Annotated in this window: 22 protein-coding genes and 1 pseudogene; 19 read left to right on the top strand and 4 right to left on the bottom strand. The window is 70.8% G+C overall.

Annotated elements, in window-relative coordinates:
- The first annotated feature begins 46 nt into the window (after positions 1-46).
- The 5 genes from ACFC09_RS20070 to ACFC09_RS20050 all read left to right on the top strand — a co-directional run bounded on the left by ACFC09_RS20070 (position 47) and on the right by ACFC09_RS20050 (position 7,001).
- On the top strand, positions 47-3,091 hold the full coding sequence (locus ACFC09_RS20070) for a BTAD domain-containing putative transcriptional regulator (protein ID WP_376529958.1): 3,045 nt from the start codon (positions 47-49) through the stop codon (positions 3,089-3,091).
- Positions 3,088-3,984 carry a prepilin peptidase gene (locus tag ACFC09_RS20065; RefSeq protein WP_376529956.1) on the top strand — a complete coding sequence of 299 codons (897 nt, stop codon included), beginning with the start codon at positions 3,088-3,090 and terminating at the stop codon, positions 3,982-3,984. The genes ACFC09_RS20070 and ACFC09_RS20065 overlap by 4 nt, the downstream gene beginning before the upstream one ends.
- A gap of 411 nt (positions 3,985-4,395) precedes the next feature.
- Positions 4,396-5,595, top strand: a complete 1,200-nt coding sequence (gene mqnC, locus ACFC09_RS20060) for a cyclic dehypoxanthinyl futalosine synthase (RefSeq protein WP_376529954.1) — start codon at positions 4,396-4,398, stop codon at positions 5,593-5,595.
- A 17-nt stretch (positions 5,596-5,612) separates the two neighbouring features.
- Positions 5,613-6,059 carry a hypothetical protein gene (locus tag ACFC09_RS20055; RefSeq protein WP_376529952.1) on the top strand — a complete coding sequence of 149 codons (447 nt, stop codon included), beginning with the start codon at positions 5,613-5,615 and terminating at the stop codon, positions 6,057-6,059.
- Between the two features lie 246 nt (positions 6,060-6,305).
- Complete coding sequence (locus tag ACFC09_RS20050) at positions 6,306-7,001, top strand: demethylmenaquinone methyltransferase (protein ID WP_376529950.1); 696 nt, start codon at positions 6,306-6,308, stop codon at positions 6,999-7,001.
- A 188-nt stretch (positions 7,002-7,189) separates the two neighbouring features.
- On the opposite strand, the gene ACFC09_RS20045 is transcribed toward ACFC09_RS20050, so the two are convergent.
- Positions 7,190-7,498: a PASTA domain-containing protein gene (locus tag ACFC09_RS20045; RefSeq protein ID WP_376529948.1), complete on the bottom strand. Its 309-nt coding sequence runs from the start codon at positions 7,496-7,498 to the stop codon at positions 7,190-7,192.
- A gap of 392 nt (positions 7,499-7,890) precedes the next feature.
- Positions 7,891-8,355, bottom strand: a pseudogene (locus tag ACFC09_RS20040) (GNAT family N-acetyltransferase); the annotation flags it as partial.
- A 47-nt stretch (positions 8,356-8,402) separates the two neighbouring features.
- Here ACFC09_RS20040 and ACFC09_RS20035 point away from each other — a divergent pair.
- A complete protein-coding gene (locus ACFC09_RS20035) occupies positions 8,403-9,737 on the top strand; it encodes a geranylgeranyl reductase family protein (RefSeq protein WP_376529946.1) in 1,335 nt (444 codons plus the stop codon).
- Between the two features lie 326 nt (positions 9,738-10,063).
- On the opposite strand, the gene def is transcribed toward ACFC09_RS20035, so the two are convergent.
- Entirely contained in the window at positions 10,064-10,690 is a 627-nt protein-coding gene (def, locus tag ACFC09_RS20030; RefSeq protein ID WP_376529944.1) for a peptide deformylase, read from the bottom strand.
- Positions 10,691-10,779: 89 nt separating this feature from the next.
- On the opposite strand from def, the gene ACFC09_RS20025 reads away from it, so the two are divergent.
- Positions 10,780-12,615 carry an FAD-dependent oxidoreductase gene (locus tag ACFC09_RS20025; protein WP_376529942.1) on the top strand — a complete coding sequence of 612 codons (1,836 nt, stop codon included), beginning with the start codon at positions 10,780-10,782 and terminating at the stop codon, positions 12,613-12,615.
- A gap of 54 nt (positions 12,616-12,669) precedes the next feature.
- Here the strand turns inward: ACFC09_RS20025 and ACFC09_RS20020 are convergent, their stop codons facing one another.
- Positions 12,670-13,500: a C40 family peptidase gene (locus ACFC09_RS20020; RefSeq protein WP_376529940.1), complete on the bottom strand. Its 831-nt coding sequence runs from the start codon at positions 13,498-13,500 to the stop codon at positions 12,670-12,672.
- Positions 13,501-14,301: 801 nt separating this feature from the next.
- On the opposite strand from ACFC09_RS20020, the gene ACFC09_RS20015 reads away from it, so the two are divergent.
- From ACFC09_RS20015 to nuoL, 12 genes are read left to right on the top strand one after another with little or no spacing between them, the layout of a single operon-like run.
- A complete protein-coding gene (locus tag ACFC09_RS20015) occupies positions 14,302-14,661 on the top strand; it encodes an NADH-quinone oxidoreductase subunit A (RefSeq protein WP_376529938.1) in 360 nt (119 codons plus the stop codon).
- A gap of 13 nt (positions 14,662-14,674) precedes the next feature.
- Positions 14,675-15,229 (top strand): NADH-quinone oxidoreductase subunit B family protein, encoded by a 555-nt coding sequence (locus ACFC09_RS20010; RefSeq protein ID WP_018528252.1) that lies wholly within the window; start codon positions 14,675-14,677, stop codon positions 15,227-15,229.
- Positions 15,226-15,978, top strand: a complete 753-nt coding sequence (locus ACFC09_RS20005; protein WP_376529936.1) for an NADH-quinone oxidoreductase subunit C — start codon at positions 15,226-15,228, stop codon at positions 15,976-15,978. The genes ACFC09_RS20010 and ACFC09_RS20005 overlap by 4 nt, the downstream gene beginning before the upstream one ends.
- Positions 15,975-17,315: an NADH-quinone oxidoreductase subunit D gene (locus ACFC09_RS20000; RefSeq protein ID WP_376529934.1), complete on the top strand. Its 1,341-nt coding sequence runs from the start codon at positions 15,975-15,977 to the stop codon at positions 17,313-17,315. Before ACFC09_RS20005 ends, ACFC09_RS20000 begins: the two co-directional genes overlap by 4 nt.
- On the top strand, positions 17,312-18,094 hold the full coding sequence (gene nuoE / locus ACFC09_RS19995; protein WP_376529932.1) for an NADH-quinone oxidoreductase subunit NuoE: 783 nt from the start codon (positions 17,312-17,314) through the stop codon (positions 18,092-18,094). Before ACFC09_RS20000 ends, nuoE begins: the two co-directional genes overlap by 4 nt.
- Positions 18,091-19,440 carry an NADH-quinone oxidoreductase subunit NuoF gene (gene nuoF / locus ACFC09_RS19990; protein ID WP_376529930.1) on the top strand — a complete coding sequence of 450 codons (1,350 nt, stop codon included), beginning with the start codon at positions 18,091-18,093 and terminating at the stop codon, positions 19,438-19,440. Before nuoE ends, nuoF begins: the two co-directional genes overlap by 4 nt.
- On the top strand, positions 19,437-21,941 hold the full coding sequence (locus ACFC09_RS19985) for an NADH-quinone oxidoreductase subunit G (protein WP_376529928.1): 2,505 nt from the start codon (positions 19,437-19,439) through the stop codon (positions 21,939-21,941). Before nuoF ends, ACFC09_RS19985 begins: the two co-directional genes overlap by 4 nt.
- Positions 21,938-23,302: an NADH-quinone oxidoreductase subunit NuoH gene (nuoH, locus tag ACFC09_RS19980; protein WP_376529926.1), complete on the top strand. Its 1,365-nt coding sequence runs from the start codon at positions 21,938-21,940 to the stop codon at positions 23,300-23,302. Before ACFC09_RS19985 ends, nuoH begins: the two co-directional genes overlap by 4 nt.
- A complete protein-coding gene (gene nuoI, locus ACFC09_RS19975; protein WP_376529924.1) occupies positions 23,295-23,906 on the top strand; it encodes an NADH-quinone oxidoreductase subunit NuoI in 612 nt (203 codons plus the stop codon). The genes nuoH and nuoI overlap by 8 nt, the downstream gene beginning before the upstream one ends.
- The gene (locus ACFC09_RS19970; RefSeq protein ID WP_376529922.1) at positions 23,903-24,745 is read left to right on the top strand and encodes an NADH-quinone oxidoreductase subunit J; all 843 of its coding nucleotides are present in this window, start codon (positions 23,903-23,905) and stop codon (positions 24,743-24,745) included. The genes nuoI and ACFC09_RS19970 overlap by 4 nt, the downstream gene beginning before the upstream one ends.
- Positions 24,742-25,041, top strand: a complete 300-nt coding sequence (nuoK, locus tag ACFC09_RS19965) for an NADH-quinone oxidoreductase subunit NuoK (RefSeq protein WP_023547474.1) — start codon at positions 24,742-24,744, stop codon at positions 25,039-25,041. Before ACFC09_RS19970 ends, nuoK begins: the two co-directional genes overlap by 4 nt.
- A gap of 15 nt (positions 25,042-25,056) precedes the next feature.
- Positions 25,057-26,958, top strand: coding sequence for an NADH-quinone oxidoreductase subunit L (gene nuoL / locus ACFC09_RS19960; RefSeq protein ID WP_376529919.1), 1,902 nt, complete (start codon positions 25,057-25,059; stop codon positions 26,956-26,958).
- Positions 26,959-26,960: the final 2 nt, after the last annotated feature.

Genomic DNA, 26,960 nt, shown 5'->3' with positions numbered 1-26,960 from the left:
ACCCGCCCCGCCCAGTTCCTCCCACCCACGACCCAGGACACCCGCCATGGCGCGACGCAGCACATCAAGCTCGACGGGAAGACCGACGGGCCCGAGGAATCGGACACCGCAGCCGGTACGCGTGCGGCGGCGTACGTTCGGGGACTTCGTCAAGGCGTTCTTCGCGTTCCTCGCCCTGCTCGTGCTCGTCGTCGGCGTGCCCGGTGCCCTCGCCGTCACCGTCGGGTGGCCGCTGCCGCACGGGGCGCCGAGCCTGGAGTGGTTGCAGCAGGAGATCACCGTCCAGACCTTCCTGCACGTGCTGACGGTGATCGTGTGGCTCGCCTGGGCCCAGTTCACCGCCTGCGTGCTCGTCGAGGCCAAGGCCGCGCTGTCCGGCGTGGGGCTGGCCGGGCGGGTGCCCGGCTCCGGGCCCAGCCAACTGCTCGCCCGGCAACTCGTCGCCGCGCTGCTGCTGGTCGGCGCCACCGCGGCCAGCCTCACCCCGGGGCTGTCGCAGCTCGGGCACAGCATGGAGGGCAACCAGCGGGGCACGGTGGCCGCCGCCCAGCAGACCCCCGGACTCTTCGCCCAGCAGCAGGAGCAGGTCTCCGGCACGGCCGCCGCCCTCGCCGAACAGGCCGCGCAGGCGGCTGAGGCGGCGCAGACCGGCGTCCACGGCGTCCACGCGGACGCGGGCGGCACGGTCGCCAAGGACGCCGGGACGAAGTACTACCGGATCCAGCCGCCCGAGGGCCGCCACCACGACTCCCTCTGGGAGATAGCGCAGCGGCACCTCGGCGACGGCCGCCGGTACAAGGAGATCTACGAACTCAACAAGGACCGCGTCCAGCCCGACGGTTCGCGGCTGTCCGAGGCCAGCCTCATCCGGCCCGGCTGGATCATGGAGATGCCCGCCGACGCGCGCGGCGGCGAACTGGTCGAGATGCCCGCCGCCCAGGCCGCCGCCCCGGACGTCCAGCAGCAGATCCAGGACTATGCGCGCAACGGGGGACCGGACGGGGGAGCGAACCAGCAGGCCCAGGGACATGCCCAGCAGGGCGGCGGCTCGGGTGCCGCCCAGGTCTCGCTGCCCGCGCAGCAGACCGGCGCGCACGGCGGTGCGCACGCTGGCGCGGACGGCGGATCGGACGGCGGCGCCGGCGCCGGGCACGGGCAGCGGCACGCGACGCCCGCCGCGTCCGGCAGCCAGTCCACCGGCCACGCCTTCGGCCTTCCGGAAGCCCTCATCGGCGCGCCGCTGCTCGCCGCCGGCCTGCTCGGCGCGCTCGGCAGGCGGCGCCGGCAGGCGCTGTGGCAGTCGGCCCTGGGAACCGTCGGCGGCCGGCGCGGCATGGAGCCGCCCACGCCGACCGGCGACGCCCAGGACGCGCAGGACGCGCTGCTGGTCGGCGCCGACCCCGAGGGCGTACGGCTGCTCGACCGCTCGCTGCGCGGCCTGTCCGCCTCCCTCGCCGCCGAGTCCCGCCCGCTGCCCGTCGTCTACGCCGCCTGGCTGAGCAACGGCGACCTGCACCTCCAACTCGCCCAGCCCGCCGGCAAGCCGCCCGCGCCCTGGCAGCTCGGGCAGGACCAGACGTTCTGGACGCTCGCCCGCGCCGACGCCGACCGGTACGAGGACACGGACACCGCCGCGCCCTACCCCGGCCTCGTCAGCCTGGGCACCATGGACGACTCCCGGCTGCTGCTCAACCTGGAAGCGGTGCCCGGCATCGTCTCGCTCGGCGGACGCGAGGCCGACCGGGCCGCCGTGTTCGCGTCGGTCGCCGCCGAACTCGCCACCAACGGCTGGTCGGACCGCATGACCATCACCCTGGTCGGCTTCGGCGAGGACCTGACCGCGCTCGCCCCCAACCGGCTGCGCCACCTCGACGGCATCGAGGCGCTGATCGAGACCATGGCGGCCGAGACCCGGCAGCGGCGCGGCGCCCTGGGCGCCGCCGGGCACGACTCCGTCCTCACCGGCCGTACCGGGCCCGCCCAGCACACCCGTTGGGCGCCGCACCTGGTGCTGCTCGCCGCGCAGCCCTCCGCCGAGGACGCCGTGCGGCTCGCCGAACTCGCCGCCGACGCCGGCCGCCTCGGCATCGGCTACCTGGTCGGCACCGAGACCGGTGATCTGCCCGGCGCGGCCTGGGAGATGGAGATCACCGCCGCGGGCAGGCTGCTCGCCCCGCTGCTCGGCCTGGACCTGGACGCCCAGCTGCTGCCGGTGGCCCAGCAGCGCGCCGTCGTCGAACTGTTCGTCGAAGCCGACCCCGAGCACGATCCGGACGGCCCGGTCAACGCCCCGCCGTTCCTGGTCGACATCAGCGAGCAGGGCCGGCCCGCGGTCTACGCCCGCCTCGTCGGACCGTACGAGATCATCGGCCTGGACACCCCGGACGGCGAGCGCAGCGCGCTGCTCCACGAGGCGCTGGCCCTGCTGCTCCTGCACCGGGAGGGCGTGCACCCCCGGGTGCTGGCCTCCGCGCTGTGGCCGCGCGGCGTCACCGAGGACGTACGGGACGCGCTCGTCGAGCGGCTGCGCGGCTGGCTCGGCAGCGACCCGGACGGCACCGCCCGCCTCGCCGCCGACGCGACCGGCCGGCTCACCCTCGCCAAGTCCGTCGTCTCCGACCTGGACGTCCTGCGCTCCCTCTACCACGAGGCCACGCAGGGCAAGGGCGTGGACAGCAGGGCCGTCCGCGGGCGGCTGCTGACCGACGCGCTGGTCCTGGTCCGCGGGCCGCTGCTCGCGGACCGTCCCGAGGGCCGGTACCGCTGGCTCACCCACGAGATCGTCGACGCCCAGCTGCCGCTGCTGGTCGCGGACATCGGGCTCGCGCTGTCCGCGTTCCACCTGGAGAAGGACCGCGCGGAGAAGGCGATCGAGGCGCTGGACGCGGCGCTGCGCACCGCGCCGTCCGACGAGCGGCTGTGGAACGAGTCGCTGCGCGCCACCCACGCCACCGGCGAACCGGCCCGGCTCCGGGCCCGCGCCGCCGACCTGCTCACCCGCAGCGGCGCCCGCGGACTGCCGCCGCGCACGGAAGCGCTCCTCGACGAGCTGCTGCCGACGTGGCGCGACGGCGTCGCGGCGGCGGGATGAGCGACCTCGCGCTGATCGTCGTCGCCGCGCTGTGGGGCGCGGCGGCGGGCGTGCTGCTGCCCCGGGCCGCCTACCGGTTCGCCGCCCCGGCGGGCGAGCCGTGGCGCGACCACTGCCCGGCCGGACACCCGGTACGGGGCTGGCTCGGACCGGGCCGCTGCGGACAGTGCGCCGCACGGCCTGCCGAACCGGACGCCCTGCCCCTCGACGCCCTGCCCCTCGACGCCCTGTCCTCCGACGCCCTGTCCTCCGACGCCCTGTCCTCCGACGCCCTGTCCTCCGACGGCCCGTCCCCCGACGGCCCGTCCCGGGACGACCGGAGCGCGCGCGGCGCCCGCGGCGCGGCCCGGTACGGCCCTCGTGTCCTGAGCCTCGCGGCCGTCACCGCGCTCGTCTGCGCCGCCCTCGCCGCCACCACCGGTACCCGGCCCGAACTCGGCGTCTGGCTGCTGCTCGCCCCGCCGGGGGTGCTGCTCGCGGTCGTGGACTTCCGGGTGCAGCGGCTGCCGGACCCGCTGACCCTGCCGCTGGCCGCCGCCGCGCTCGGTCTGCTCGCCGTGGCCGCCGTCGTGCCCGAGCACGCCGGTGACTGGCTGACGGCGCTGTACGGCGCCCTCGCGCTCGGCGGCGGCTACTTCGTGCTGTTCCTCGTCAACCCCGGCGGCATGGGCTTCGGCGATGTGAAGCTGGCCCTCGGCGCGGGCGCCGCACTCGGCTGGTACGGCTGGCCGACCCTGCTGCTCGGCACCTTCGCCGGGTTCCTGTCCGGCGCGCTGTACGCGGGCGGCCTCGTGGTGGCCCGCCGGGCCGGCCGGAAATCGGCCATCGCCTTCGGGCCGTTCCTGATCGCCGGGGCATACGTGGGGCTGCTGATCGGCGGGTACGCGGCCTGAGCCCGGCGGGGTCGCAGCAGGGGACCGGCGGGGTCGCGGCCTGGGACCGGCGGGTACGCGGCCTGAGCCCGGCGGGGTCGCGGGGCTCGCGGTGGTGGGGCTCGCGGTGGTGGGGGTCGTGGCGGTGGGGTCGCGGTCACTGCCGGGCGGGCTCGTCGCGGTGGGCTCGTGGCCGGTGGCCGGGCTCGTACGGAATCTGCGGCGGGGCTGGTAAGCGGCCCGGGGCCAGGCCATGGGGAGCCTGCGGCCGGGGGCTGGTACGCGGCGGGGGCCAGGCCGTACGGAGCCTGCGGACGGGCAGGTGAACGGCCTGGCGTAGGCTGGCCCGGTCTGTCCGCCGCCGCCCAGAACCACCGTTCACAGCGCGTTTCGCGCGCACCTTTTGATTCAGTCGACGAAAGGGACGCCCCGGTGACCGAGAAGGCCGACCTCCAGTCCGTCCTCGACCGTGCGGCCGCCGGAGGGCGGATCACCCCCGAGGAGGCGCTCGACCTCTACCGCGACGCTCCGCTGCACGCCCTGGGTGCCGCCGCCGACGCGGTGCGCCGGCGCAAGTACGCGGGCATCGAGCACATCGCGACGTACATCATCGAGCGCAACATCAACTACACGAACGTCTGCGTGACCGCGTGCAAGTTCTGCGCCTTCTACGCCGCGCCCAAGGACACCGCCAAGGGCTGGACCCGCGACCTCGACGACATCCTGCGGCGCTGCGCCGAGACCGTCGAACTGGGCGGCACCCAGATCATGTTCCAGGGCGGCCACCACCCTGACTACGGCGTCGAGTACTACGAGCAGCACTTCCGGGCCATCAAGGAGGCGTTCCCCCAGCTGGTGATCCACTCGCTGGGCGCGTCCGAGGTCGAGCACATGGCCCGGATCTCCGGGGTGACGGTCGAGGAGGCCGTCACCCGGATCCACGAGGCCGGCCTCGACTCCTTCGCGGGCGCGGGCGCCGAACTGCTGCCCGAGCGGCCGCGCAAGGCCATCGCCCCGCTGAAGGAGAGCGGCGAGCGCTGGCTGGAGATCATGGAGACCGCGCACCGGCTGGGCGTCGAGTCCACGTCGACGATGCTCATGGGCACGGGCGAGACCAACGCCGAGCGGATCGAGCACCTGCGGATGATCCGCGACGTACAGGACCGTACGGGCGGCTTCCGGGCCTTCATCCCGTACACCTACCAGCCCGAGAACAACCACCTGAAGGGCCGCACCCAGGCCACGCTCTTCGAGTACCTGCGGATGATCGCCGTCGCCCGCGTCTTCCTCGACAACGTCCAGCACATCCAGGGCTCCTGGCTGACCACGGGCAAGGAGGTCGGACAGCTGTCCCTGCACTACGGCGCGGACGACCTCGGCTCGATCATGCTGGAGGAGAACGTGGTCTCCTCGGCGGGCGCCAAGCACCGTTCCAACCGGCTGGAGATCATCGACCTGATCCGCAAGGCGGGCCGGGTACCGGCGCAGCGCGCGACGACGTACGAGCACCTGGTCGTCCACGACGACCCGGCGAACGACCCCGTCGACGAGCGGGTGATGTCGCACATCTCGTCCACCGCCATCGAGGGCGGCACGGCCCACCCCGAGCTGAAGCTGCTCGCGTCGAACTGAGCGGTGGAGGGGGCGAGTTGGAGACCATTCACGCGGCCGACCAGGTCTACGTCACCTGGGAGTCCGCGCCGGTCGCGGACGGTGCCGTCGTGGTGGGGCGGGACCGGATCGGTGCCGTGGGGACGTTCGCGGAACTGCGTGAGCGGTTCCCGGGTGCGCGGGTGCGCCGCTGGCCCGGCCGTCTGGGGCCCGCCCGGGTCCACGAAGGGCCGCTCCCGGATGCCCCGAGCCCCCGCGAACGGATCCACGCCGTGCTGAAGCTCGGCGCGGCGGCGGTCCTGGCGGACCACGTCGACTCACCCGCACTCCGCGCGGCCGCCGAACGCAACGACGTGGCGGTGCTGCCGGGTTCCGGGCCGACCGCGCTCCGTCCGTCCGGCCGCGCCGACCTGGCCGTCCTGGACGACACCGGCGCCTGCATCGCCACGGTGTGCGCGGGCCGCCTGGTGCACCGTAGACGGTGAGGGTCCGGGCTGCGCCGCCTGGTGCACCGTAGACGGTGAGGGTCCGGGCTGCGCCGCCTGGTGCACCGTAGACGGTGAGGGTCCCCGGGCTGCGCCGCCTCGTGCACCGTGGACGGTGAGGGTCCGGGCTGTGCCGCCTCGTGCACCGTGGACGGTGAGGGTCCGGGCCGGAGGGAAACGTCTCGGACGGGGGTGAGGGTGAGGCTGCTGCCGGGACGGTCCTGCCCCTCCTGCCACAATGGGTCCGTGACCCGCGCATCCCTGGACAAGCAGCCGCACGAAGTCGCCTCGATGTTCGACGACGTGGCGGCACGGTACGACCTCACCAACGACCTGCTGTCGCTCGGCCAGGACCGGGTGTGGCGCAAGGCCGTCGCGCAGGCGGTCGACGCCCGCCCCGCCCAGAAGGTCCTCGACCTCGCCGCGGGCACGGCGACCTCGTCGCTGCCGTTCACCCGCACCGGCGCCTACGTCGTCCCGTGCGACTTCTCCCTCGGCATGCTGCGGGTCGGCAAGCAGCGGCACGCCTGGATGCCGTTCACCGCGGGGGACGCGACGAGGCTGCCGTTCAAGGACGACACCTTCGACGCCGTGACGATCTCCTTCGGGCTGCGCAACGTCCAGGACACCGACGCCGCGCTGCGGGAGATGCACCGGGTGACCCGGCCGGGCGGGCGGGTGGTGATCTGCGAGTTCTCGCATCCCACCTGGACGCCGTTCCGCACCGTCTACACCGAGTACCTGATGCGCGCGCTGCCGCCGGTGGCGCGGGCGGTCTCCTCCAATCCCGACGCGTACGTCTACCTCGCCGAGTCCATCCGGTCCTGGCCCGACCAGCCCGGCCTGGCCGGGCGGCTGCGCGCGGCGGGCTGGTCGAAGGTGGCGTGGCGCAATCTCACCGGCGGTGTGGTGGCCCTGCACCGGGGCTTCAAGGTGAGCTGAGCGCCGACGCCCGCCGGACGGACGTGGGGCGGTCCGCCGCGTGGTCCCCGCACCGGCTGCGCCGGCCGACCGGCGTGGTTCCCGCGCCGGTCCCGGCCGGTTGCCCCCGGCAGGCCGTCCCCGGCAGGCCGTCCCCGGCAGGCCGTCCCCGGCAGGCCGTCCCCGGCAGGCCGTCCCCGGCCCGTGGCTCACCCTTTGGTCATCTCGAAGGTGTCGCCCGGCTCGTCCAGTTCACGTTGCAGTCCGCCCGAGGGCGGTCTCGGGATGCGTGGCTCGCGGACTCCGCCGCCGCCTTCGCTCTCGCCGAAGTCGAACCACACGTACACCATGGACTCCCGCGGCACTTCGGCACCGGGCTGCGGGTACTGGCGCACGACGTAGTCGACGACGGTGAGATGGAAGTCCGGCCGGTCCGGCGCGTTGAGAAAAAGGCCCTGTGCTCGGGCCCTCTCGCGCGCGTCCACGGCCATCAGACCGACCAGACGCGGGACACGCACTTCGGGTGTTTTGGGTGTTATGCGCACAGATGTCACCCCCAGCGGTACTGGAAGGGTAACCCCGGCGCGCGCCGCCCGGAAGCGACAGATGTCTTTCTGTGACAGACGACTACTGTCCGTCACAGATCAAGGCGGTAGCAGTGCCCCTGCCGCTGCCCGGCCCTCGTCGCCTCCCTCGCCACCGCCGCCCCACCAGTGGGTCCTGCCGCCCCCATGGGCCCGGTCCCCATGGGCCCCGTCCCCATCGGCCCGGAACTCATGGGCCCCGTCGCCGTCGGTCCCACCGTCCCCGGCCGCGCCCCTTCCGTTCCCGTACTCCGTTCCATTCCCGTACTCCGTTCAGTCGCCGTCCGCCCCGCCGCCCCCGGCCGTACCCCCGTCGGCTCCGCGGGCGGCGTCATGAACCTCTCCGCGAGCCGCATCCCCAGCCGCCGGGTGACCGCGATGGACCGTTCGTTGCGGGCGTCCACCATCGCCACCACGCTCGGCACCCCCACCGCCCGCAGCCGCTCCAGGGTCTCCAGCGCCGCCGCCGTGGCATGGCCCTTGCCCCAGTGCGCCCGTCCGAGCCGCCAGCCGATCTCCGGCTCGCCCGTCGGACCCCAGCTCCGCTCCCACGGCTGGGCGCCGGTGAAGCCGATCACCTCACCCGACGCGTCCAGCATCGTCCACAGGCAGAAGCCCAGTTCAGCGTCGTGCCGCCGCTGGCGCGCGGTGAGTTCCTGGTAGACGGACAGCTCCGCGGGCCGACCGCCGTGGAACTCCATGACCTCCGGATCGTCGAACACCCGGTGCCAGGCGAACGCGTCCTCGTGGGTGGGCACACGCAGCCGTACTGTGGGGAGGGTTCGGTTCACGGGGCAGCCCTTCAGCCGGGTGATCAGTACCGCTGAATAGACTGCCCATGTCCAGTGCCCTTCGGCACCTACCATTCGAACCTGGGGGAGATCCCGCCGTGACCGAGCCCCTCTCCGACAACACCGCCGATGTGATCGTCGTCGGCGCGGGGCCAGCCGGCTCCACGACCGCGTACCACCTCGCCAGGGCCGGACTCGACGTACTCCTGTTGGAGAAGACCGAGTTCCCGCGGGAGAAGGTCTGCGGTGACGGCCTTACCCCGCGCGCCGTCAAACAGCTCGTGTCGATGGGCATCGACATCTCCGAGGAGGCCGGCTGGCTGCGCAACAAGGGCCTCAGGATCATCGGTGGCGGGGTCCGCCTCCAGATGGACTGGCCCGATCTGGCCTCCTTCCCCGACTACGGACTCGTCCGCAAGCGCGACGACTTCGACGAGCAGCTGGCCCGCCAGGCGCAGAAGGCGGGGGCCCGGCTGTACGAGCGCTGCAACGTCTCCGGGCCGATCGTCGACGACCGCACCGGCCGCATCACCGGGGTGACGGCCAAGCTCGGCGAGGAGAAGCGGGAAGTCACCTTCCGCGCGCCCCTGGTGGTCGCCGCCGACGGCAACTCCACCCGGCTGTCCCTGGCGATGGGTCTGCACCGGCGCGAGGACCGCCCGATGGGCGTCGCCGTCCGTACGTACTTCACCTCCCCGCGCCACGACGACGACTACCTGGAGTCCTGGCTGGAGCTGTGGGACCGGCGCGGCTCGCAGGACCGGCTGCTGCCCGGCTACGGCTGGATCTTCGGCATGGGCGACGGCACGTCGAACGTCGGCCTGGGCGTGCTCAACACCTCCGCCTCCTTCAAGGACCTGGACTGGCGCGAGATCCTCAAGGCGTGGTGCGCGTCCATGCCGGAGGACTGGGGCTACACCCCGGAGAACATGACCGGCCCGATCCGCGGCGCCGCGCTCCCCATGGCCTTCAATCGCCAGCCGCACTACACCAAGGGCCTGCTGCTCGTCGGCGACGCCGGCGGCCTGGTGAACCCCTTCAACGGCGAGGGCATCGCCTACGCCATGGAGTCCGGCCAGATCGCCGCCGACGTCATCGTCCAGGCGCAGGCGCGGGCGACTCCGGGCGGGCGCGAACTGGTCCTCCAGCGCTACCCGCGCGTCCTCAAGGACACCTACGGCGGCTACTACACGCTGGGTCGCGCCTTCGTGAAGCTCATCGGCAACCCGAAGGTCATGCAGATCGCCACCCAGCGGGGCCTGTCCCACCCGATCCTGATGAAATTCGCCCTGAAGCTCCTGGCCAACCTCACCGACCCGACGGGCGGCGACGCGATGGACCGGATCATCAACGGCCTGACCAAGGTGGCCCCCAGGGCCTGATCCGCCCCGACCGGAATCCGCCCCGACCGGAATCCGTCCCGACCGGAATCCGTCCCGCGAGGGCGCCCTTTCGGGGCGCGCCGGGAAGGCGCCCCGAAAGGGGCGCGGGGAACTGCGCGCCCAGCCACGGCGCAGCCGCGGACGCACGACGGCGCTCGGTCCTTCCATAGGTCGGCGCCCGGCGCCCGGCGGCGAGCAGCCGGCAGGCTGCATTCGGCAGCCGGAGGGCGGTTGCCGACGGCCGGTTGCCGACCGCCGGTGACCGGCAACCGGCGGTCGCCGACCGGCGGTCGCCGACCGGCGGTCGCCGACCGCCACCGGCCCGCCTAACTCGTCAGGGCCGCCGTCCGGGCGGCCCGGCGGGCGAACACCTCCTCCCGCCGGTCCGCCACCTGCCGCAGCGCCTCCTTGCGCTCCCGCTTGGAGAGCCGGTCCAGGTAGAGGTGTCCGTTCACGTGGTCGGTCTCGTGCGCGAGGCAGCGCGCGAAGTACCCGGTGCCCTCGACGACGAGCGGACCGCCGTCCCGGTCCAGACCGCGCACCATGGCCCGGTCCGGACGCGGCACCTCCACCACGGCACCCGGTACGGACAGGCAGCCCTCGCTCTCGTCGAGCAGGTTCCGGCCGGCCGGGTCGAGCTGGTCCAGTACGGGATTGACGATGTGTCCGACATGTCGGACACCGTCGTCGTCGAGGCAGTCGTAGACGAACAGCCGGAGGTCGACCCCGACTTGGTTCGCCGCGAGACCGGCCCCCTCGGCGATGTACATCGTCAGGAACATGTCGTCGATGAGCGCGGCGAGGTCGGGTCCGAACTCGGTGACGTCCCGGCACGGCTTGTGCAGGACCTCCTCGCCGGCCTCGGTGATCCGCCGTACCGAGCCGCGCCCGGCCTCGGGGGCGAGCCGCGGATAGGAGTCGACGGGCCTGCCCTGGACGAAGACGCTCGGCATCTGATGCCTCCTTGTGGTTGTGAGAATGCTGTGGGTGACGGGACTTTTGGGTTCCCCGTTGCGGAACCCCTCCCTACTCTCCGGGTTTCATGACACCAGAACACGCTCAGCAGTCCCAGGGGCGCGTCGGACACTCCCGCAGACGCTTCCTTGCCGCCGCGGGCGGGATGGCGGCCGGGGGAGCGGCCGCCGCCACCGTCCTGGGACCGGCCGGAAGCGCCGCCGCGGCCCCCGGCGCCACGGGCAGACGGGTCGCCGTCCTCGGCGGCGGCGTCTCGGGTCTCAGCGCCGCCCACGAACTGGCCGAACGCGGCTACGAGGTCACCGTCTACGAGTACTACGACGCCCTCGGCGGCAAGGCCCGCTCGATGGACGTCCCCGGCACCGGGGTCGGCGGACGCAGGCCGCTGCCCGGTGAGCACGGGTTCCGCTTCTTCCCCGGCTTCTACCGGAACCTGCCGGACACCATGCGCCGCATCCCCGTCCCCGGTAACCCGGGCGGGGTCCACGACAACCTCCGCAGTGGCACCGAGGCTTTGTTCGCGCGCGACGCCGGCCGCCCCGATCTGCACTTCCCGCTGCGCCGGCTCACCACCCCGCCCGCACCCGGTGACCTCACCCCGTCCTGGATCCGCGACCAGCTCCTGTCCGTCCTCGACCTCGGCACCCGGCTGCCCGCCCACGAGGCGGCCTACTTCGTCGACCGCCTCCTGGTCCACCTCACCAGTTGCGACGCCCGCCGCGAGGAGCAGTGGGAGAAGGTCGCGTGGTGGGACTTCATCCGGGCCGGCGAGATGAGCCGCGAGTACCAGGTGCTGCTCGGCATCGGCCAGACCCGCAACCTGGTCGCCACCCGCGCCGAGATCGCCTCCACCCGCACGGTCGGCCGGGTCATCATCGAGGCCCTGCTGCTGTGGGGTCTGCTGGGCCGGGGCATGGACGGCGACGCCGACGTCGACCGCGTCCTCAACGCCCCCACGAGCGAGGCATGGATCGACCCCTGGGAGACGTACCTGCGCTCACTCGGCGTCGAGTTCGTGCTCGGCACGCAGGTGCGGGAGGTGGTGTACGAGGGCGGCCGGGTGAGGGGAGTGCGGGTGTCCGCGCGGGACGGCGGCGCGGAGCGCACCGTCACCGCCGACCACTACGTCTCCGCGCTGCCCGTCGAGCACGCCCGCGCGACCTGGGGCCGGGCCCTGCGCGCGGCCGACCCGCAACTGGGCCGGTGCGACGCGCTGAAGACGGACTGGATGACGGGCGTGATGTTCTACATGCGAGGCCCGACCCCGGTCGTGCACGGGCACGTCAACTGCATGGACTCACCCTGGGCGGTGACCGCCGTCGGGCAGGCCCAGTTCTGGGACGGCCGGGACTTCGCGCGCGACTACGGGGACGGGCAGGCCCGCGACTGTCTCTCCGCCATCGTCTCGGAATGGGACAAGCCCGGCATTCTGTATGGGAAGACGGCCCGCGAGTGCACCCGGGAGGAGATCGTCGCCGAGCTGTGGGCACAGCTGAAGGACGGTCTGAACGACCCCGGCAAGACCACCCTCAGGGACGAGGACAGGCTGGGCTGGTTCATGGACCCGGCGGTGACGGGGCTGGGCGGCCCGGACCCGCAGAACCGCGAGCAGCTGCTCATCCACCCCACGGGCACGCTCTACAACCGCCCCTCGGCGAGGACGGCCGTACCGAACTTCTTCCTCGCGGGCGACTACATCCGCACGGATGTGGATCTCGCGACGATGGAAGGCGCCAACGAGTCCGCGCGACGGGCCGTCAACGCACTCCTGGATGCGGACAATTCGGACGCCGAGCCCTGCCGGCTGTGGGAGCTGTTCCGCCCGCCGGAGCTGGAACCCCTCAAGCGGGTCGACGAGCTGCGCTACCGGCTCGGCCTGCCCAACACCTTCGACCTGGGATGAGGCGGAGGGCCGCCGCCCCCGAGCGGCGGCGGCCCTTTCCGGTCGGAGGTGTGCTCACAGCACGCGCACCGCGCCGCTCGGCGGGTCGTACGACAGCGGCTTCTCGACGATGCCCGTGGACGGGTTCTGCGCGCCGACGAACATCCCGTCGCCGACGTAGACCGCCACGTGGTAGGCGCTGCCCGAACCGCCCCAGTAGAGGATGTCGCCCGGCTGAAGGTTGCTCAGCGAGACCTGGGTACCCGCGGTCGACTGGTCCTGGGAGACGCGCGGCAGGCTGACCCCGATCTGCTTGAAGGCCGCCTGTACCAGGCCGGAGCAGTCGTAGGCGCTGGGGCCGGAGGCGCCCAGCACGTAGGACTTGCCGATCTGCGCCTTCACGAACGAGATGACCGCGGCGACCGAACCGGTGGCCGTGGAGCTGCTGCTGGAGACGCTCGCCGAGGCGCCCGAGCCGGAGGCGGACGCCGAAACGGAGAGGGCGGCCCGCGCTGCTGTGCGCGAGGCGCGCTCGGCGGCGGCCTTGCGGGCGGCCTCTGCCGCCTTCTTCTTCCTGGCCTCGGCCTTCTTCTTGGCGTCCGCCAAGTCCGCCTTGGCCTGCTTCGCGGCGTTTGCGGCGGCGGCGTCGCGTTCGGCCGCGAGCTCGTAATTGGCGGCGGCCAGCTGAGTGACCTCCGCGGACTGGGCCACCTGCACGGCCATGTCGGCCGTCAGGGTGGGCAGTTCGAGCGTCTGGGTCACGGGTTCGGCCGCGTTCGCCGAACCCGACGCTCCGGCGACTGCCAGGGTGCCGAGGACACCACCGGCGACTCCGGCCCGCATCGCCATCCTGGACGAGCTGCGGCGGGGTTTCCGGTGGCTTCGTATGTGAGCGGTGTGGGACATGGGAATAACCGGTACCAGGGGCTCCTTCATATCTTCAAGAAACGTGTGGTGCGCCACAGTTGCTCGGTCGCGACAGCGAATCCCGGGCGTGTCGCTTTTTATTGACGCCGTAACGGACATTGTGGACGCAGGCGATCATGCCCGTGATCATGGGCTTTCGCTAATACGCCCGAATTGCCCTGCGCCTATCACCGCTTGGGGTCGGGGCCAAGCCTGCTCTTATGCGCCTCTCATCGATGTGGCAGAGGTCACGGAACGGTCACCGCGGCGCTCGCGTCTCGTGTCCGGTTTGCGCCCCGTCGACTTCGTGAACGCGTGCACGCGGCCACGAGTGCGTGTGCGCGTCCACATCGCGCCCCTCGCCCTCCCCTGAGGTGTGAACGCGCTCCTCTATCACCACGTCCGGTCCCATGCCAATTTGCATGCAAGAGAAGTCTCTTGATATTGAGACGCACCCTCCAACCTGCGCTGACGAGCGAAAATGTCACCTCTGGTGACTGCTCGAACGCTTCGCGTGTGAAGATCACTGCTCATCCGACTTCATGATCCTTCGTCAGGTGGTGGAGATCACAAAGCTTGTGTAATACCCCGTGTCGCAGATCACAGAGCGGCGGGCATAAGATGCGTGTCAGTTGGGCTTGTGACCTGCTTCACATGTTCTCGATCTTCGCTCGGGACGAGCGGGGCCCGTGGGACGGGTGGGGCGGCTGTGAGTCCGATGCAACCTCCCCCGGGTCCCGGCTTCGCCCGACCAGGGGGGACGCCCATGCAGTCAGTGCCGACTGAGAGGAGCGAGGAGCGGTGAACGCGTATGCGCCCATCCTCGTACTGGGAGCCCTCGGGGCAGGCTTTGCGATCTTTTCCGTGGTCATGGCCACGTTGGTCGGGCCGAAGCGGTACAACCGCGCCAAGCTCGAAGCCTACGAGTGCGGCATCGAGCCGACCCCCACGCCGACCGGCGGCGGACGCTTCCCGATCAAGTACTACCTGACGGCGATGCTCTTCATCGTCTTCGACATCGAGATCGTCTTCCTCTACCCCTGGGCCGTCACCTTCGACGCCCTGGGTGTCTTCGGGCTCGTGGAGATGCTGCTTTTCGTACTCACCGTCTTCGTCGCGTACGCGTACGTATGGCGGCGCGGCGGCCTGGAATGGGACTGAGGGGCCTAGGGACATGGGACTCGAAGAAAAACTGCCGAGCGGTTTCCTGCTGACCACCGTCGAACAGGCCGCGGGCTGGGTGCGCAAGTCGTCCGTCTTCCCCGCGACCTTCGGCCTCGCCTGCTGCGCCATCGAGATGATGACGACCGGCGCCGGCCGTTACGACCTGGCGCGCTTCGGCATGGAGGTCTTCCGCGGCTCGCCGCGCCAGGCGGACCTCATGATCGTCGCGGGCCGGGTCAGCCAGAAGATGGCCCCGGTGCTGCGGCAGGTCTATGACCAGATGCCCAACCCCAAGTGGGTGATCTCCATGGGCGTCTGCGCGTCCTCGGGCGGCATGTTCAACAACTACGCGATCGTCCAGGGCGTCGATCACATCGTCCCGGTGGACATCTATCTCCCCGGCTGCCCGCCCCGCCCCGAGATGCTGATGGACGCGATCCTCAAGCTCCACCAGAAGATCCAGTCCTCGAAGCTCGGCGTGAACGCCGAGGAAGCGGCCCGCGAGGCGGAGGAGGCGGCGCTCAAGGCCCTGCCCACGATCGAGATGAAGGGGCTGCTGCGATGAGCGACGCGAACGGCACCGGCGGCACCAACGGCGTGAACCCCGAGAAGGACCTCGCCGCCTCCAACCTCCCCGGCCGGCGTGGCGACGGAGGCGAGGAGATCCGCGTCCAGCGCGGCATGTTCGGTGCCAACAACGGCGGTGACACCTCGGGCTACGGCGGCCTGGTGCGCTCGGTCCGGCTCCCGGGACCGGCCACCCGCCCCTACGGCGGCTGGTTCGACGAGGTCGCCGACGAACTGGAGGGCGCGCTGGAGGAACAGGGCCTGGTCCCCGGCAACGCCATCGAGAAGACGGTCGTCGACCGGGGCGAGGTGACCTTCCACATCGAGCGCGAGCACCTGGTCCGGGTCGCCCGCACCCTGCGCGACGACCCGGCCCTGCGCTTCGAACTGTGCACCGGCGTCAGCGGCGTCCACTACCCGCAGGACAAGGGCCGTGAGCTGCACGCCGTCTACCACCTGCGCTCGATCACCCACAACCGGTTGATCCGCCTGGAGGTCAGCGCCCCGGACAGCGATCCGCACATCCCGTCCCTGGTCTCCGTCTATCCGACCAACGACTGGCACGAGCGCGAGACCTACGACTTCTTCGGAATCGTCTTCGACGGTCATCCGGCCCTGACGCGGATCATGATGCCGGACGACTGGCAGGGCCATCCGCAGCGCAAGGACTACCCCCTCGGCGGCATCCCCGTCGAGTACAAGGGCGCCCAGATCCCGGCCCCGGACCAGCGGAGGTCTTACTCGTGAGCACGCAGTCAGCATCCGCGGCGTCGGCGGCTTCGGCGCGCGAGACCACCGAGGGCACCGTCTACACGGTCACCGGTGGCGACTGGGACGAGGTCGTCCAGTCGGCGGCCCGTGCCGACGACGAACGCATCGTCGTCAACATGGGGCCCCAGCACCCCTCCACCCACGGGGTGCTCCGCCTGATCCTGGAGATCGAGGGCGAGACGGTCACCGAGGCCCGCTGCGGCATCGGCTACCTGCACACCGGTATCGAGAAGAACCTTGAGTACCGGACGTGGACGCAGGGCACCACGTTCGTGACGCGCATGGACTACCTGACGTCCTTCTTCAACGAGACCGCCTACTGCCTCGGCGTCGAGAAGCTGCTCGGCATCGAGGACGACATCACCGAGCGAGCCAAGATCATCCGGGTGCTCCTGATGGAGCTGAACCGGATGTCCTCGCACCTGGTGTGCATCGCCACCGGCGGCATGGAGCTGGGCGCCACCACGATCATGATCTACGGATTCCGTGATCGTGAACTGATTCTCGACATCTACGAGCTCATCACGGGCCTCAGGATGAACCACGCGTACATCCGGCCCGGCGGACTCGCCCAGGACCTGCCGCCCGGCGCGGTGGACCAGATCCGCGAGTTCGTGAAGAAGATGAAGAAGAACCTCCCGGAGTACGACAAGCTCGCCACCGGCAACCCCATCTTCAAGGCCCGCATGCAGGACATCGGCTACCTCGACCTGGCCGGCTGCATGGCCCTGGGCGCCACCGGCCCGATCCTGCGCTCCACCGGCCTGCCGCACGACCTGCGCAAGACCCAGCCGTACTGCGACTACGAGACGTACGACTTCGACGTCCCGACCGCCGACAGCTGTGACGCCTACGGCCGCTTCCTGATCCGCCTGGAGGAGATGCGCCAGTCGCTCAGGATCGTCGAGCAGTGCCTGGACCGGCTCCAGCCGGGACCGGTCATGGTCGCCGACAAGAAGATCGCCTGGCCCGCCCAGCTCGCCCTGGGACCGGACGGGCTCGGCAACTCCCTCGACCACATCAAGAAGATCATGGGCACCTCCATGGAGGCCCTGATCCACCACTTCAAGCTCGTCACCGAGGGCTTCCGCGTTCCGCCGGGACAGACGTACGCGGCGGTCGAGTCGCCCAAGGGCGAACTCGGGGTGCACGTCGTGTCCGACGGCGGCACCCGCCCCTTCCGGGTCCACTTCCGGGACCCGTCCTTCACCAACCTGCAAGCCATGGCGGCGATGTGCGAAGGCGGCCAGGTGGCCGACGTGATCGTGGCCGTGGCATCCATCGACCCAGTGATGGGAGGCGTCGACCGGTGACCACCTCTTCTTCGGAGCGGGGCGTCAGCCTGGGCATGCCGCAACTGCCCGCGCCCGCGTACCCGGACGACGTACGGGCCCGGCTGGAGGCGGACGCGCGAGAGGTCATCGCGCGCTACCCCGACTCCCGGTCGGCCCTGCTGCCGCTGCTGCACCTCGTGCAGGCGGAGGAGGGCCACGTCACGCGCACCGGGATGCAGTTCTGCGCGGACATGCTGGACCTGACCACGGCCGAGGTCACCGCGGTCGCCACCTTCTACACCATGTACCGGCGCAAGCCGTCCGGTGACTACCAGGTGGGCGTCTGCACCAACACACTGTGCGCGGTGATGGGCGGCGACGCGATCTTCGAATCGCTCCAGGAGCACCTGGGCGTCGGCAACGGCGAGACCACCGACGACGGCAAGGTCACCCTGGAGCACATCGAGTGCAACGCGGCCTGCGACTTCGCACCGGTCGTGATGGTCAACTGGGAGTTCTTCGACAACCAGACCCCGGCGAGCGCCGCCCGCCTCGTCGACGACCTCCGCGCGGGACGCCCTGTCGAGCCCACGCGCGGGGCCCGCCTGTGCACCTTCAAGGAGACCGCACGCATCCTGGCCGGCTTCCCCGACGAGCGGCCAGGGGCCGTCGAGGAGAGCGGCAGCGCGGGACCCGCCTCGCTGGTGGGCCTCCGCCTGGCCAAGGGGGAGACCGCACCCGCGCGCGTGGTCCATCCGCGCGCCCAGGAACCCCAGGACACGCCGCCCACCGGCCAGGCCACCGAGGAGGGGGAGTGATGAGCGTGGCAGCCGAACTCAAGGACCACAGCCCCGAGAAGCTGCTCGCACCCGTGCTGTCGGCCTTCTGGGACGAGGACAAGTCGTGGACGCTGGACGTCTACCGGAGGCACGAAGGGTACGAGGGGCTGCGCAGGGCGCTCGCCATGTCGCCGGACGACCTGATCGCGTACGTCAAGGACTCCGGTCTGCGCGGGCGCGGCGGCGCCGGCTTCCCGACGGGAATGAAATGGCAGTTCATTCCCCAGGGGGATGGAAAACCGCACTATCTAGTTGTCAACGCCGACGAATCGGAGCCCGGAACCTGCAAGGACATCCCGCTCCTCTTCGCGAACCCGCACAGCCTCATCGAGGGCATGGTGATCGCGTGCTATGCCATCAGGTCGTCTCATGCCTTCATCTATCTGCGTGGTGAAGTCGTCCCCGTTCTGCGGCGGTTGCACGAGGCCGTGCGCGAGGCCCGTGCGGCCGGCTACCTCGGCGAGAACATCCTGGGCAGCGGACTCGACCTCGAACTCACCGTGCACGCCGGCGCCGGCGCGTACATCTGCGGTGAGGAGACCGCGCTGCTGGACTCGCTCGAAGGCCGCCGCGGTCAACCGCGGCTGCGTCCCCCTTTCCCTGCTGTCGAAGGGCTCTATGCCTGCCCGACTGTTGTGAATAACGTCGAGTCCATCGCGTCGGTTCCCGCCATCCTGAAAAACGGCAAGGAATGGTTCAGGGCGATGGGCAGCGAGAAGTCTCCCGGCTTCACGCTCTACTCGCTCAGCGGTCACGTCGCGAGCCCCGGCCAGTACGAGGCGCCGCTCGGCATCACACTCCGCCAGCTCCTTGAGATGAGCGGCGGGATGCGCCCCGGCCACCGCCTCAAGTTCTGGACGCCGGGCGGCTCCTCGACGCCGATGTTCACCGACGAGCACCTGGACGTCCCCCTCGACTACGAAGGAGTGGGCGCCGCCGGTTCCATGCTCGGCACCAAAGCCCTGCAGTGCTTCGACGAGACGACCTGCGTGGTGCGGGCGGTGACCCGCTGGACCGAGTTCTACGCCCACGAGTCCTGCGGCAAGTGCACCCCGTGCCGCGAAGGAACGTACTGGCTCGTGCAACTGCTGCGGGACATCGAGGCCGGCAAGGGTGCCATGACCGACCTCGACAAGCTCGCCGACATCGCCGACAACATCAACGGCAAGTCCTTCTGCGCCCTCGGCGACGGCGCCGCCTCGCCGATCTTCTCCTCGCTCAAGTACTTCCGCGAGGAGTACGAGCAGCACATCACGGGCCGGGGCTGCCCCTTCGACCCGGCCAAGTCCACGGCCTGGGCCGACCGCCCGGAGGTGAACGCATGACCGTGACCACCAGCGCTCCCTCAGGCGGGGGAGAAGCGGCGGTCCCGCCGGAAGACCTCGTCACGCTGACGATCGACGGCGTCGAGATCAGCGTGCCCAAGGGCACCCTGGTCATCCGGGCCGCCGAGCAGCTCGGCATCGAGATCCCCCGTTTCTGCGACCATCCTCTCCTCGATCCGGCCGGCGCCTGCCGGCAGTGCATCGTCGAGGTCGAGGGCCAGCGCAAGCCCATGGCGTCCTGCACGATCACGTGCACGGACGGGATGGTGGTGAAGACCCACCTCACCTCGCCGGTCGCCGAGAAGGCCCAGCACGGTGTGATGGAGCTGCTGCTCATCAACCACCCGCTGGACTGCCCGGTCTGCGACAAGGGCGGCGAGTGCCCGCTGCAGAACCAGGCGATGTCGCACGGCAACGCCGAGTCCCGCTTCGAGGGACGCAAGCGGACCTACGAGAAGCCCGTCCCCATCTCCACCCAGGTGCTGCTCGACCGCGAGCGGTGCGTGCTGTGCGCCCGCTGCACCCGGTTCTCCAACCAGATCGCGGGCGACCCGATGATCGAGCTGCTGGAGCGGGGCGCGCTCCAACAGGTCGGCACCGGCGAGGGCGACCCCTTCGAGTCGTACTTCTCCGGGAACACCATCCAGATCTGCCCGGTCGGCGCGCTCACGTCGGCGGCCTACCGCTTCCGCTCCCGCCCCTTCGACCTGGTGTCCTCGCCGTCGGTCTGCGAGCACTGCTCCGGCGGCTGCGCGACGCGCACGGACCACCGGCGCGGCAAGGTCATGCGGCGGCTCGCCGCAAGCGACCCCGAGGTCAACGAGGAGTGGATCTGCGACAAGGGGCGGTTCGCGTTCCGGTACGCCCAGCTGAAGGACCGGCTCGACACGCCCCTGGTGCGCAACGCCGAGGGCGAGCTGGAACCGGCGTCCTGGCCGGATGCCCTGCAGATCGCCGCCCAGGGGCTGCTGGCGTCGCGCGGCAGGACCGGTGTCCTCACCGGCGGCCGGCTGACCGTCGAGGACGCGTACGCCTACAGCAAGTTCGCGCGCGTGGCGCTCGACACCAACGACATCGACTTCCGCGCGCGTGTGCACAGCAGCGAGGAAGCCGACTTCCTGGCCTGCCGGATCGCCGGCCGTGGCCGTGACCTCGACCGCACGGGTGTCACGTACACCTCGCTGGAGAAGGCGCCCGCCGTCCTCCTGGTCGGGTTCGAGTCCGAGGAGGAGGCGCCCGGGGTCTTCCTACGGCTGCGCAAGGCGTGGCGGGGGCACGGGCAGCGGGTGTTCGCACTGGCCACGCACGCCACCCGCGGGCTGGAGAAGGCAGGCGGCACGCTGCTGGCCGCGGCCCCGGGCACCGAGACCGAGTGGCTGGACGCGCTCGCGTGCGGCGTCGGCCTGGACGGGCCGGGGATCAGGGCGGGCGAGGCGCTGCGCGCCGAGGGCGCGGTGATCGTCGTCGGTGAACGGCTGGCCGGGGTGACCGGCGGCTTCACCGCCGCGGTACGGGCCGCGTCCGCGACCGGGGCGCAGCTGGTGTGGATCCCGCGTCGGGCCGGCGAGCGCGGGGCGATCGAGGCGGGCGCGCTGCCGTCGCTGCTGCCGGGCGGACGCCCGGCGACCGACCCGCGCGCGCGTGAGGAGGTCGCGGCGGCCTGGGGGCTCGCCGAACTCCCGCTGGGCTACGGCCGAGACACCGGCCAGATCGTGGCGGCCGCCGCGAGCGGTGAGCTGCAGGCGCTGCTGGTCGCGGGCGTGGAGGTCGCCGACCTGCCCGACCCGGCACGCGCGCGTGCCGCGCTGGCCGAGGCCGGGTTCGTGGTCTCGCTGGAGCAGCGGCCCAGCGAGGTCAGCGAGCAGGCCGATGTCGTGTTCCCGGTCGCCGCGGTCGCCGAGAAGGCGGGCACCTTCCTCAACTGGGAAGGCCGGGCCCGGTTCTTCGAGGCCGCGCTGAAGCCCGACCAGATGACCCGGCGGCTGCCGCCGACCGACGCGCGCGTGCTGCAGATGCTCGCGGACGCCATGGACGTCCACCTGGGTCTGCCGGATCTGCGCACCACGCGCGCGGAACTGGACCGGCTCGGCCCCTGGGACGGTCCGCGGGCCGCCGAACCGCTGGAGACGGTGACCGCGCTGCCCCGTCCGGCCGTCGGCGAGGCCGTGCTCGCCGGGCACCGGCTCCTGCTCGACCAGGGCGTCCTCCAGCAGGGCGACGAGGCGCTGGCCGGAACCCGGCACGCGGCCCACGCGCGCGTGTCGGCCGCGACGGCCGCCGAGGCGGGCGTCACGGACGGCGACGTCCTCACCGTCACCGGCCCCGCCGGCACGGTCGGACTCCCGGTCCAGATCACCGAGATGCCCGACCGGGTGGTGTGGCTCCCGCTGAACTCCGTGGGCGGCGGCGTGGCCTCCGACACCGGGGCCCGGCCCGGCTCCCTCGTTCGCATCGGCCCGGCGACCCCCGCCGACCAGGCCCCCAAGGAGGTGGAGGCATGAGCCCGTACATCGCCGCTGAAGACCTCTCGATGTTCGGCCGTGACCCCTGGTGGCTGATCGTCGTCAAGGCGGTGTTCTGCTTCGCCTTCCTGATGGTGACCGTGCTGTTCTCCATCGTCTGGGAGCGCAAGGTCGTCGCCTGGATGCAGTTGCGCATCGGCCCCAACCGGCACGGCCCCTGGGGCATGCTCCAGTCGCTCGCCGACGGCATCAAGCTGATGCTCAAGGAGGACCTCGTCGTCCGGCGCGCGGACAAGGTGGTCTATGTGCTCGCGCCGATCGTCGCCGCCATCCCGGCGTTCATGGCGATCGCGGTGATCCCCTTCGGCCCGGCCGACAACCAGGTCTCGATCTTCGGCCACCGCACCACGATGCAGCTCACCGACCTGCCGATCGCGATGCTCTACATCCTCGCGGTCGCCTCGGTCGGCATCTACGGCATCGTCCTCGCGGGCTGGAGCTCCGGATCGACCTACCCGCTCCTCGGTGGCCTGCGCTCCTGCGCCCAGATGATCTCCTACGAGATCGCCATGGGCGCCGCGTTCGCCTCGGTCTTCCTCTACTCGGGGTCGATGTCGACATCGAGGATCGTCGAACAGCAGCACGACCAGTGGTACATCCTGCTGCTGCCGGTCTCCTTCATCCTCTACATCGTCACGATGGTCGGCGAGACCAACCGCGCCCCCTTCGACATGCCGGAGTCCGAGGGCGACCTGGTGGGCGGCTTCAACACCGAGTACTCGTCGATCAAGTTCGCGATGTTCATGCTCGCCGAGTACGTGAACATGGTGACGGTCTCGGCCGTGGCGACCACCCTCTTCCTGGGCGGCTGGCGGGCCCCGTGGCCGATCAGCACCTTCTGGGAGGGCGCGAACCACGGCTGGTGGCCGATGCTCTGGTTCGTTGTCAAGGTCCAGTTGCTGCTGTTCTTCTTCATCTGGCTGCGCGGCACCCTCCCACGCGTCCGCTACGACCAGCTGATGAAGCTCGGCTGGAAGGTCCTCATCCCGGTCTCCGTGGTGTGGCTGATGCTCGTCGCCTCCGTACGGGCCCTGCGGAACGAGAACTACGACTTCGCCGACATCGCCCTGTACGTGGGCGGCGCCATCCTCGCCCTGCTGCTTCTGTCCTTCATCGTCGACATGTTCATGGAGAAGGCGAAGGCGGACCGGCAGCCGGCCGGACCACCGCCCGGCTTCGACCCGATGGCGGGCGGATTCCCGGTGCCGCCCCTGCCCGGACAGGAACTGCCGCCGGTTCCACGGCGCCGCCCGCGCCGGGACCGGGAGCTGATTGTCAGTGGTGGGGCGGACACTGTCAGTGACGGATCTTCGGATGGAAAGGAGGCGTCCAATGGCTGAGGAGCCCAAGGAGTCCGGGAACACGTCACCCGGTTTCCAGAACCCCGTGGCCGGCTTCGGCGTGACCTTCAAGGCCATGTTCAAGAAGCGGCTGACCGAGCAGTACCCGGAGCAGAAGAAGACCACGGCCCCGCGGTTCCACGGACGGCACCAGCTGAACCGCCATCCGGACGGCCTGGAGAAGTGCATCGGCTGCGAGCTGTGCGCCTGGGCCTGCCCCGCCGACGCCATCTATGTGGAAGGCGCCGACAACACCGACGAGGAACGCTACTCGCCGGGCGAGCGGTACGGCCGCGTCTACCAGATCAACTACGCCCGCTGCATCCTGTGCGGCCTGTGCATCGAGGCGTGCCCCACGCGCGCGCTCACGATGACCAACGAGTTCGAACTGGCCGACTCCAGCCGCGCCAACCTCATCTACACCAAGGAGCAACTGCTCGCCGGTCTCGAAGAGGGCATGGTCGACACCCCGCACGCGATCTACCCGGGCACCGACGAGCAGGACTACTACCGAGGACTCGTCACCGAGGCGGCGCCGGGCACCGTGCGCCAGCCCGCCGTCTCCGAGGGCGAGAAGCCCGAGGGGCAGGGGGTGGACGCATGACCGCGCAGCTCGCCGCCTACACCACCTCCATCGGTGAGGCATTCCAGTTCTGGGTCCTCGGCACCGTCGCCGTGATCGGCGCCCTGTGCACCGTCTTCATGAAGAAGGCCGTGCACAGCGCGCTCTCCCTGGCCGGCACCATGATCGTCCTGGCGGTGTTCTACCTCGCCAACGGTGCCTACTTCCTGGGCATCGTGCAGATCGTCGTCTACACCGGCGCGATCATGATGCTGTTCCTGTTCGTGGTGATGCTCGTCGGTGTCACCGCGGCGGACTCCCTGAAGGAGACCATCAAGGGCCAGCGCTGGCTGGCCCTTCTGTGCGGGGTCGGCTTCGGCGTCCTGCTGTTCGCGGGCATCGCGAACGCCTCCCTGAAGCAGTTCAACGGCACCGGCCGGGCGAACGCGAACGGCAATGTGGAGGGCCTCGCCTCCCTCATCTTCACCAAGTACGTCTTCGCCTTCGAGATCACCGGCGCCCTGCTCATCACCGCCGCGGTCGGCGCCATGGTGCTCACCCACCGGGAGCGCACCGAGCGCGCCAAGACCCAGCGCGAGCTGGCCGAACAGCGGGTGCGCGAGGGTACGCACGTACCGCCGCTGCCGGCCCCCGGCGTCTACGCCCGGCACAACGCCGTGGACATCGCGGGCCTGCTGCCCGACGGCACCCCGGCCGAACTGACGGTCAACAAGACGCTGCGGGAACGCGGCCAGATCCGTGACGTGTCGACGGAGGCGCTCGACGACCTCCGGGCGCTCGAACAGCGCGCGGAGGACCGGCTGGAGCGGACCGAGAGCGAACCGGCGAACTCCAGGCGGCCCGAGGAGGCGTCGAAGTGAACCCCGTCAACTACCTCTACCTCGCCGCCCTGTTGTTCACGATCGGCGCCACGGGCGTGCTCATCAGGCGCAACGCGATCGTCGTGTTCATGTGCATCGAGCTGATGCTCAACGCCTGCAACCTGGCGTTCGTCACCTTCTCCCGGATGCACGGCAATCTCGACGGCCAGATCATCGCGTTCTTCACGATGGTCGTCGCCGCCGCGGAGGTCGTGGTCGGGCTCGCGATCATCGTGTCGCTGTTCCGTACCCGCCACTCGGCCTCGGTCGACGACGCCAGCCTGATGAAGCTGTAAGGGGCACTGAACCGTATGAACGCAGAGAACCTGATTGCGCTGCTGATCGCGGCGCCTCTGCTCGGCGCGGCCGTCCTGCTGGTCGGTGGCCGGCGCCTGGACGCCGTCGGCCACTGGATCGGCACACTGCTGTCGACGGCTTCCTTCGTGATCGGTGTGATCCTCTTCGCCGACCTGCTCGGCAAGGGCGCCGAGGACCGCACCCTGATCCAGCACCTGTTCAGCTGGATCCCGGTCGCCGGTTTCCAGGCGGACGTCACCTTCCGCCTCGACCAGCTGTCGATGACCTTCGTCCTGCTGATCACCGGTGTCGGGTCGCTGATCCACCTGTACTCGGTCGGGTACATGGAGCACGACGAGCGGCGCCGCCGCTTCTTCGGCTATCTGAACCTGTTCCTCGCGGCGATGCTCCTGCTCGTCCTCGCCGACAACTACCTGCTGCTGTACGTCGGCTGGGAGGGCGTCGGTCTCGCCTCCTACCTGCTGATCGGCTTCTGGCAGCACAAGCCCAGCGCGGCGACCGCGGCGAAGAAGGCGTTCCTGGTCAACCGGGTCGGCGACATGGGCCTGTCGATCGCCATCATGCTGATGTTCACGACGTTCGGGACGTTCGCCTTCGAGCCGGTCCTCAGCCACGCCGCTGACGCCGGCGAGGGCAAGCTCACCGCGATCGGCCTGATGCTGCTGCTCGCCGCCTGCGGTAAGTCCGCCCAGGTGCCGCTGCAGTCCTGGCTCGGGGACGCGATGGAGGGCCCGACCCCGGTCTCGGCCCTGATCCACGCCGCCACGATGGTGACCGCGGGCGTCTACCTGATCGTCCGCTCCGGCGCGATCTTCAACGCGGCACCGGACGCGCAACTCGTCGTCACGGTCGTCGGCGCGGTCACGCTGCTGTTCGGTGCGATCGTCGGTTGCGCGAAGGACGACATCAAGAAGGCCCTGGCCGGTTCGACGATGTCGCAGATCGGCTACATGGTGCTGGCGGCGGGCCTCGGCCCGATCGGCTACGTCTTCGCGATCATGCACCTGGTGACGCACGGCTTCTTCAAGGCCGGGCTGTTCCTCGGCGCCGGTTCGGTCATGCACGGCATGAACGACGAGGTCGACATGCGGAAGTTCGGCGGCCTCAGGAAGTACATGCCGGTCACCTTCATCACCTTCGGCCTCGGCTACCTCGCCATCATCGGCTTCCCGGGCCTGTCCGGCTTCTTCTCCAAGGACAAGATCATCGAGGCGGCGTTCGCCAAGGGCGGCACCGAGGGCTGGATCCTCGGCGGCGCGGCCCTGCTCGGCGCGGCCATCACCGCGTTCTACATGACCCGCGTGATGCTGATGACGTTCTTCGGTGAGAAGCGCTGGCAGCCCGACGAGAACGGCAACGAGCCGCACCCGCACGAGTCGCCCAAGGTCATGACGATCCCGATGATCGTGCTGGCCGTCGGCTCGGTCTTCGGCGGCGCGGCCTTCAGCATCGGTGACCGCTTCCTGCACTGGCTGGAGCCGGTCACCGGCCATGCGGAGGGACATCCCCCGGTCAGCGCCGGCGTGGTCACCGGCGCCACCCTGGTGGTGCTGGTCCTCGGCGTCGCGGTCGCGTACCTCCAGTACGGCCGCAAGCCGGTCCCGGTCGTCGCCCCGCGTGGCTCGCTGCTCACCCGGGCCGCCCGGCGCGATCTGTACCAGGACGACTTCAACCACGTCGTCCTGGTCCGCGGCGGCGAACACCTGACGCGCTCCCTGGTGTACGTCGACCACACCCTGGTCGACGGAGTGGTCAACGGCACGGCGGCCGGCGTCGGCGGCCTGTCCGGACGGCTTCGCCGACTGCAGAACGGCTTCGCGCGCAGTTACGCGGTCTCGATGTTCGGCGGTGCGGCACTCCTGGTCGCCGCGACCCTGCTGATGAGGGCGGTCTGATA

The sequence above is a fragment of the Streptomyces sp. NPDC056161 genome (assembly GCF_042268025.1).
Taxonomy (GTDB): Bacteria; Actinomycetota; Actinomycetes; order Streptomycetales; family Streptomycetaceae; genus Streptomyces.
Note: the sequence above shows the minus strand (reverse complement) of the source record. Positions and strands in the feature narration are given on the sequence as shown.